Origin of the sequence: Kitasatospora sp. NPDC093558, assembly GCF_040683475.1 — a bacterium.
GTDB lineage: Bacteria > Actinomycetota > Actinomycetes > Streptomycetales > Streptomycetaceae > Kitasatospora.
On sequence record NZ_JBFBDY010001177.1, the window covers coordinates 1 to 1,392 of the forward strand.

At 72.8% G+C, this 1,392-nt stretch carries 3 protein-coding genes; 1 reads left to right on the plus strand and 2 read right to left on the minus strand.

All coding sequences use genetic code 11. From position 1 onward, the window contains the following. Nucleotide 1 precedes the first annotated feature (1 nt). A complete protein-coding gene (locus AB0O00_RS39535; protein WP_363659502.1) occupies nt 2-304 on the minus strand; it encodes an antibiotic biosynthesis monooxygenase family protein in 303 nt (100 codons plus the stop codon). Nucleotides 305-389: 85 nt separating this feature from the next. Between AB0O00_RS39535 and AB0O00_RS39540 the strand changes: the two genes are divergently transcribed. After that, nucleotides 390-761, plus strand: a complete 372-nt coding sequence (locus AB0O00_RS39540; protein WP_363659503.1) for a helix-turn-helix domain-containing protein — start codon at nt 390-392, stop codon at nt 759-761. Between the two features lie 49 nt (nt 762-810). On the opposite strand, the gene AB0O00_RS39545 is transcribed toward AB0O00_RS39540, so the two are convergent. Beyond that, a partial coding sequence (locus tag AB0O00_RS39545) for a styrene monooxygenase/indole monooxygenase family protein (RefSeq protein WP_363659504.1) occupies nt 811-1,392 on the minus strand: 582 nt, incomplete at its 5' end.

Here is a 1,392-nt window from a genome sequence, read left to right on the forward strand (position 1 = left end):
GTCAGCGGCTCCGGACAGCCGTCGGCTCGTAGTGGCGCATCTCCTCGATCGCGCCCACGTAGGGCTTGACGGCGGCGAAGAACGGGGGGAAGTGCGGGCCCTTGCGGAAGCCCTGGAGGTGGGCCTCGGCGGAGGTCCAGCGGATGCGGAGGGTGTAGGCGGTGCGGTCCTCGGTGCAGCGGGACAGGTCGTAGTCCACGCACTCCTCGGCGGCGTCGAGGGCCGTCGCGGCCTTGGCGTAGGCCTGCTCGAACTCCTCGCCCTCGGACTCGGCGATGCGGTAGCGGATGTATTCGACAATCATGCGAGTACCGAACCGCCCGCGCCCGGTGTCCGCAAGGACTGACCGTGCGGTAAGCACCTCGATCCGGACAACCCACGGGGGACCGATGACCAGCGAGCCGACCGAGCCGACCGACCCCACGACGGAACCCCACCAGGTGCACTGCGCCGTCGAGCTGTCGCTGGAGGTGCTTGGCGGGAAGTGGGCCACCGTCGTGCTCGCGCACCTGAAGGAGGGCGTGCACCGGTACGGGGCGCTGCGGCGGCGGATGCCCGGGGTCAGCGAGAAGGTGCTGGTGCAGCGGTTGCGCGGGCTGGAGGCGCGGGGGCTGATCGAGCGCCGGGTGGACGACGCGGTGCCGCCCGGGGTGGAGTACCGGCTGACGGAGGAGGGGATGAGCCTCGTGCCGGTGCTGGAGGCGCTGTACGTGTGGGGCGAGCGGCGGGCGGCGCGTACGGGGGTGCGGATCGCGCCCTGAACGGCGGGCGGCGCCGCTCCTTCGCCCCGCCGCCCGCCGATGGAGACCGTCAGCCCTGTGGCGTGACGCTCGCCAGGTAGGCCGCCGCCTTGTCCGGGTCGAAAAGCCAGCGTTCCCAGTCCGCCGGGTCGTTGAAGCCCTCGGCGAACCGGTCGGCCACGGCGGGCAGGTGGCCGGCCATGGCGATGACGTTCACGACGTGCTCGGGCGCCGGGTCGAGCATCGCGTTGGTCCACTCGGTGACGGCGCGGGCGTCCTGCCAGAAGCGGTCGAAGGCGGCCTGCATGAAAGCGCGGTCGAAGGGCCGGTCGCCGTGGGCGAGGATCGCGTCGAGGTAGACGGCGGCGCACTTCGCGGCGTTGTTGGAGCCCTGGCCGGTGATCGGGTCGTTGGTGACGACGACGTCCGCCACGCCCAACACCGCGCCGCCGCCGGGCAGTTCGCCGATCGGGCGGCGGACGACCGGGGTGACCCGACCGACCAGCGTGCCGCCGGCGTCGGTCACCTCGACGCCGGCCAGGGTGCGCTCGTACTCGCCGGGCACGAAGGTCCGCATCAGGCCGACGATCTCCCGCAGGACCTCGTCGGGCTCCGTGACCCCGTCGAAGACGTCGGCCGGCCCGCCCGGGAG